Source organism: Aquabacterium sp. (assembly GCF_004297345.1).
GTDB lineage: Bacteria > Pseudomonadota > Gammaproteobacteria > Burkholderiales > Burkholderiaceae_C > Aquabacterium.
Genome location: NZ_SCTN01000019.1, coordinates 1 through 6,401, shown reverse-complemented (window position 1 = coordinate 6,401; position 6,401 = coordinate 1). Strand labels below are relative to the sequence as shown.

The 6,401-nt window shown below is 61.3% G+C and carries 5 protein-coding genes and 2 pseudogenes; 3 read left to right on the top strand and 4 right to left on the bottom strand.

The window, feature by feature from the left end; genetic code table 11:
* From EPO09_RS00535 to EPO09_RS00525, 3 genes and pseudogenes are all read right to left on the bottom strand, one after another.
* The coding region (locus EPO09_RS00535) for a cbb3-type cytochrome c oxidase subunit I (protein WP_290639127.1) at window positions 1-818 on the bottom strand (818 nt) is incomplete at its 3' end.
* A 90-nt stretch (window positions 819-908) separates the two neighbouring features.
* Window positions 909-1,043, bottom strand: a pseudogene (ccoS, locus tag EPO09_RS00530) (cbb3-type cytochrome oxidase assembly protein CcoS); the annotation flags it as partial.
* Window positions 1,044-1,060: 17 nt separating this feature from the next.
* Window positions 1,061-3,457: a cation-translocating P-type ATPase gene (locus EPO09_RS00525; protein WP_290639125.1), complete on the bottom strand. Its 2,397-nt coding sequence runs from the start codon at window positions 3,455-3,457 to the stop codon at window positions 1,061-1,063.
* Window positions 3,458-3,573: 116 nt separating this feature from the next.
* Here EPO09_RS00525 and EPO09_RS00520 point away from each other — a divergent pair, with 116 nt between their 5' ends.
* Window positions 3,574-4,071, top strand: a complete 498-nt coding sequence (locus tag EPO09_RS00520) for a DUF192 domain-containing protein (protein WP_290639123.1) — start codon at window positions 3,574-3,576, stop codon at window positions 4,069-4,071.
* 33 nt (window positions 4,072-4,104) lie between these two features.
* On the opposite strand, the gene EPO09_RS00515 is transcribed toward EPO09_RS00520, so the two are convergent.
* A complete protein-coding gene (locus tag EPO09_RS00515) occupies window positions 4,105-4,932 on the bottom strand; it encodes a patatin-like phospholipase family protein (RefSeq protein ID WP_290639121.1) in 828 nt (275 codons plus the stop codon).
* A 211-nt stretch (window positions 4,933-5,143) separates the two neighbouring features.
* Between EPO09_RS00515 and EPO09_RS00510 the strand changes: the two genes are divergently transcribed.
* Both EPO09_RS00510 and EPO09_RS00505 read left to right on the top strand, forming a co-directional pair.
* Window positions 5,144-5,923, top strand: a complete 780-nt coding sequence (locus EPO09_RS00510; protein ID WP_290639119.1) for a sulfite exporter TauE/SafE family protein — start codon at window positions 5,144-5,146, stop codon at window positions 5,921-5,923.
* A 98-nt stretch (window positions 5,924-6,021) separates the two neighbouring features.
* Window positions 6,022-6,401: pseudogene (locus EPO09_RS00505) on the top strand (nitrite reductase); the annotation flags it as partial.

Genomic DNA, 6,401 nt, shown 5'->3' with positions numbered 1-6,401 from the left:
GTCCAGTCAGGCAGTGCGGTGTAGTGCAGGTGGTGAGGACCCGCCCACATGTAGGTGAAGATCAGGGCCCAGAAGTGCACGATCGACAGGCGATACGAGTACACGGGCATGCCAGCTTGCTTGGGGATGTAGTAATACATCATGCCCAGGAAGCCTGCGGTCAGGAAGAAGCCCACCGCATTGTGGCCGTACCACCATTGCACCATCGCGTCCTGCACACCGGCGTAAGCCGAGTAGGACTTGGGTGTCAGGATGCCAGCGGACATCACGGGGATTTCAGCGCTGTTGACGATGTGCAGCAGGGCCACGGCGATGATGAAGGCACCGTAGAACCAGTTGGCCACGTAGATGTGACGGATCTTGCGGGTACCGACGGTACCGAAGAACACAACGGCGTAAGCCACCCAGACCAGCGTGATCAGGATGTCAATGGGCCATTCAAGCTCGGCGTATTCCTTGCCTGTAGTGAAACCCATGGGCAGCGACAAAGCGGCCAGCAGGATCACCAGTTGCCAACCCCAGAACGTGAAAGATGCCAGGGGGCCTGCGAACAGGCGCGTCTGGCAAGTACGTTGCACCACGTGGTAAGACGTTGCGAACAGGGCACAACCGCCGAACGCAAAGATCACCGCATTGGTGTGAAGGGGACGAAGGCGACCATAGGTCAGCCAGGGAATCCCGAAATTCAATTCGGGCCATGCCAGTTGCGACGCGATAAGAACGCCGACAGCCATACCAACGACGCCCCATAGGACGGCGGCAATGGCGAACTGCCGGACAACCGTATCGTTGTACGTGGCAGAGTGGGTGGTTGCCATCTCTTTTTCTCCTTTGTTACAGACTGAATTGTGAGGGCAAACCTCTAGCTATTCTTGATGAGGCTCAACGTTGGCCCCATCTGTTTGCCCTTCGGGCTGCAGAATGCGCAGCCCTTCTTGTTCGATATCCTCAAACTGCCCGCTGTTGACGGCCCATCCGAGCACAGCCAGGATCGCCAGCACGAGCAACACGGACACGGGAATGAGGACGTAGAGGATTTCCATATGCGTTTGAATCCGCCTCACGAGCGGAAGGCGCCGAGTCTAAGCGCATTCATGACCACGCCCAGCGAACTGACTGCCATCCCAAGCCCCGCCAACCAAGGGGGCAGCAAGCCCATCAAGGCCAGCGGGATGCAACTGAGGTTGTAGATGGCCGCCCAGGCCAGGTTTTGCTTGACGATGCGCATGGCACGTCGCGCAGTTTCCACAGCCAGCGGCACCCCGAGCAAGCGCCCACCAAGCACGATCAAATCCGCCTGAGATTGCGCCAGAGCCGCGCCCTGGTCAAGTGCGATCGACACATCGGCTTTGGCCAGCACGGGGGCATCGTTGATCCCATCGCCCACCACCGTCACGCGATGCCCCTGGGCCTGAGCCTCGGCGATCACTTGAAGCTTGTCTTCCGGCGTGGCATGCGCCCTGGCTACCGTGATTTCGCCATGCGAACTCAAATGTTGCGCTGCAGCAACTACCCGACTTTCCTGGTCGCCTGACAACAGGGCGGATTGGCAACCCAGTTCAGCCAGACGCTGAATGGCAGGCCCGGCCTCGGGACGGAACGTCTCGTCAAACACAAAGCCCGACAGGCTGAGCGGGACCAATTCCCCCTGCTCCGTGCGTGCACCCAGCCAGACTCGCGCATCCACCAGGGCCGCACTCCATTGGTCGTCGGCTTGCTGCGCGCCCTCCAGAACCCAGTGGCGAGAACCCAGACGCAAGATCTGCCCGCTTTGATCGCGCGCCTCGACACCCTTGCCTGCGTGCTCTCGGACATCCAGCCAGGACTGCCCCGGCCAACCGCCGGCATCCTGCGCCGCTTTCACCAGCGATCTGGACAAAGGATGCTGGGAATGCGATGCCAATGCGGCCGCCATCTGCCAGCGTTCAGCTTCTTGCGCAGACAGGCCTGCAGACACGTCGTGCCTGGACGACGCCGTCACCAGCCCAACCACGCGCAACTCGCCCTCGGTGAGCGTGCCGGTTTTATCGAAGTAAATGCGATCAACGTGCGCAAGCGCCTCCAGCGCATCCAGACGGCGCACGAGCAAACCTTGCTTGGCCATGGCGCCAGCCGCCGTCAACAAGGCAGAAGGGGCCGCGAGCGACAGCGCACAGGGACAGGTCACCACCAGCACGGACACCGCCACCCACACCGAACGTGTCGGGTCAATGAACTGCCATGCGATCGCCGCCCCCCCAGCCAAAACAAGCACGCCCCAGAGAAAGGGCCCGGCGATCCGGTCGGCTTGCCGCATCCAGCCCGGCTTTTCAGTCATCGCCTGTTGAACGAGGGAGACAATCTGCTGGTAGCGGGTGTCCGGCCCCAGTCGTTCGACCGTCATCCAGACTGGCGCGCCCAAGTTCATGCTGCCAGCCACCACCATCTGACCTGTCTGCCTGGGCATGGCGCGCGACTCGCCCGTCAGCATGGACTCGTCCACCTCGGTCTTGCCGGCCAGAATCTGCCCATCAGCGGGGAAGACTTGCCCCACGGCCACGCGCACGCGGTCTCCGTGCTTGAGCGACGAGATCGCGATTGACTCGGTCTGGGCGGATGTGATGTCGGCCAGGCTGGCACCGTTGGCGATCACGCGGTCAACCGCCTCGGGCAGCCTGACCAGCAAAGACTCCAGGGATTGCGTGACCCTCTCTCGTGCCCTGCTTTCCAGCCAACGCCCACCCAGCAGGAAGGTCACGAACATGGTCAAAGAATCAAAGTAAACCTCGTGCCCGAAGATGGCCTGGCCTCCGAATGTGGCTGCCGTGCTGGTGATGAAGGTGACGGCAATGCCCAGGGCCACAGGCGTGTCCATCGCGATGTGGCCCTGCCGTGCAGCACGCCAGGCACCGGAGAAGAACGGCCCACATGAGAAGAACATGACAGGCAGGCTCAGTACCCAGCCAGCCCAGTTCATCAGATTCCAGAGGTCCTTGGGAATGGCCTGCGGCCCGGCCACGTACTGCATGGTCGTGACCATCATGATCTGCATCATGCAAAAAGCGGCCACGGACAGGCGCCAGAGCAGCTTGCGGCGCTCCAGCAGGCGTTCGTTGCCAGCGCGGGCGGCCGCATCGGGCCAGGCCCGATAGCCAGCACGCTGCACGGCGTTCACGATGTCCGACAACTTGGTGCGAGCGGGATCCAGCAGGATGCGGGCACGCTGAGAAGCCGCCTGAACCTGAACTTCCTTCACGCCAGGTACGCGCAAGATCGCGTCTTCGATCGTGATGGAACACGCCGCGCAGTACATGCCCGACAGGCCCAGGCCGATTCGACGCATGCTGCTGCCCGTCGGCATCTCGACGATGCACTGGGACAACAGTTCCGGGTCGTCCAGACCTGCCACCTGCGCAGACGTCAGGGGCTCCAGGGCGGGCGCTGGCGGATTGATCGGATTGGAAAGAACGGATGTCATCGGGCTCGCTGATACAGTCGGGCTGCCACTTTGGCTGACCTTGATGGCGCCTGATGCACCACCGGTTGGCAATCTACACGGAAATTTACGGGTTTACCCCAACAAGGATCAACGCAATGTCTCGGATTGTGTTTCAAGTTGCCGGCATTCCAGCTTTGAAGGCCGCATTTGGCGCGATCGGCTTGTGCGTCGCCGCAACATGCGTCTCGACAGGCGCCTGGGCCCAGGACCGCGCCCAGCACCTGCCCACGGTGCAACTGGGCGCCGGCATGCACAACATCAAGGCTGAAGTCGCGCAGACGCCCCAGGAACAAGAGATTGGCCTGATGTTCCGCACCAGCATGGGTGGCAACGACGGCATGATCTTCATCTTTGATCGCCCGGGCAAGCAGTGCTTCTGGATGAAGAACACGCTGATCCCTCTGGCCGTGGCCTTCGTGGCGGACGATGGCACCGTCGTGAATGTGGACGAGATGAAGCCGCAAACGCTGGATCCGCATTGCTCGACCAAGCCGGTGCGCTTCGTGCTGGAAATGAACACCGGCTGGTTCACCAAGCGCGCCATCAAGGAAGGCTTCAAGCTGACAGGGGCACCGTTCGGCACGCCTCGCTGAGGCGACGTCCACCTCCGCGTCCGCACGTTGCCGTCAACGCGTCTTGGCAGCGATGCGCTCCTTCAACTGAGGCATGACCATCAGCGCTGCTTCACGCCCAGCCAGAATGGACAGGCGGCGCGCGCTGAACTCGGCACTGCCGATACCCTCCAGCTTGGGACGCATCACGACATCGGCATCTTGCAATTCAAACTGGCTGATGGCGTGCCCCATGATGTTGAAGGTTTGCAGCAGGATATCGACTGCGCCTTTGGTCGGCTGACCTTCTGGAATCGCGGAGATATCCACGGCGATCACGACATCCGCGCCCATCTGCTTGGCGTACCGAACCGGAATAGGCGAAACGGCACCACCGTCAATGTACTCACGGCCACCGATCTTGACGGGCTCGAACACACCGGGCACGGAGCTGGATGCCCGCACGGCCATGCCCGGATCACCGCGGCGAAACAGAATAGGCTGACCGCTTTGCAGGTCCGCCGCAACGATGCCCAATGGCAGACGCATGTTCTCGATCTGCTTGCCTGCCGTCAAGTTGCGCACGAACTTCGCCAGCGCTTCACCCTTGAGGATGGACCGTCCAGGAAACACCCAATCGGTGATGGTGGATTCATCCAGCGTCATGGCCATCGTGGTCAGCTCGGCGGGCGTCTTGCCTGAGGCGTAAAGCGCCGCCACCACACTACCGGCCGATGTGCCTACGACGAGATCGGGCTTGATGCCCTGCTCTTCCAGCACTTGCAACACCCCGATGTGGGCAAAACCGCGTGCGGCACCGCCCCCCAATGCCAAGCCAATTCGGGGAGGCCTGGGTGCCGGCTTTGGCACAACCGCCACCGGCGCAGGGGCGAGCGGGGGCACAACAGGCTCCTGGAGAACGCCGCAAGCGCTCAAAACCAACGCTGCACCAACCAGGGAAAGCCTTTTCAGCGGCCTATATTCCATAAAAGAATAAACAACTTCCAAAACTGTTCTTCTCATTTATATAAAAGTTTTCTACATTTCAACCTCCTTCAAACTGTCCTCCATGCATTGGCTGCTGGTAGGCGTGGTCAGAAAGCTGAAGCGTTTAATGAATTTCGATTGGACAGCGATTGCCGCCGGGGCTGGCGTGGGCTCGATTGTGGGGCTGACAGGCGTTGGCGGCGGCTCCTTGATGACCCCATTGCTGATTTCGGTCTTCGGTCTCGAAAAAGCGGTGGCTATTGGTACCGACCTGTGGTTCGCCGGTTTCACCAAGGTGTCTGGCTCGGTGGCACACCATCGCGAGGGGCACGTGGACTACCACATCGTGAAGAAATTGTTGCTCGGCAGCATGCCGGCCACGGTCCTCACGATGGTCGCCATGCACCAGTTCGGCATCCACAAAAGTGGCGACAGCGCCCTGGCGTATGCGCTGGGCATTGCCCTGCTGCTGACCGCCGTGACCGTGGCGTTTCGCCCCGTGTGGCACAAGGTTGGCATCTGGCTGGAGCGCTGGATCACCCGTGAGCGTCGCGGCCCCTTGACCGTGCTGTGCGGCGCCATCCTGGGCGTGTTGGTGTCCCTGAGCTCGATTGGCGCGGGTGCCCTGGGTGCGACCATGATTTTGCTGCTCTACCCTCGCCTGGACATGAAGCGCCTGGTGGGCAGCGACATCGCCCACGCCGTACCGCTGACCATCGTCGCCGGCATCGGGCATGCGTCGCTCGGTAACGTCAATTGGGCACTGCTGGTGGAGTTGCTGATAGGCTCCATCCCCGCAATCTGGGTATCGGCCAAGCTGACCAAGCATTTGCCTGAGACAATCACGCGTTTTGCGCTTTGCGCCTGCCTGGTCCTCGCTGCCAAGAAGGTTTTGCTGACCGCTTGATCCACAACTAGAACGGCCGCCGCACAGTTCACCTTCCAGGGTGACGTGCCAGGCAGATTTGACACATCGACACCCTGCTTGAGTGCAGGAGACTTGCCATGTATCAGTACACCGAATTTGACAAACAGTTCGTCCGCCAGCGTGCGGCTCAGTTCCGCGACCAGCTGGAACGCAACCTGGCTGGCAAGCTGGGCGATGACGAGTTCCGTCCGCTGCGCCTGCAAAACGGCTGGTATGTGCAGCGCCATGCGCCGATGCTGCGCGTGGCCGTGCCTTACGGCGAAATGTCCAGCAAGCAGATCCGCCAACTGGCCAAGATCGCTCGCGAGTACGACCGCGGCTACGCCCACTTCACGACACGCCAGAACGTTCAGTACAACTGGATCCCGCTGGCCAAGAGCGCCGACGTGATGGACCTGCTGGCCGAAGTCAACATGCACGGCATCCAGACCTCGGGCAACTGCATCCGCAACATCAC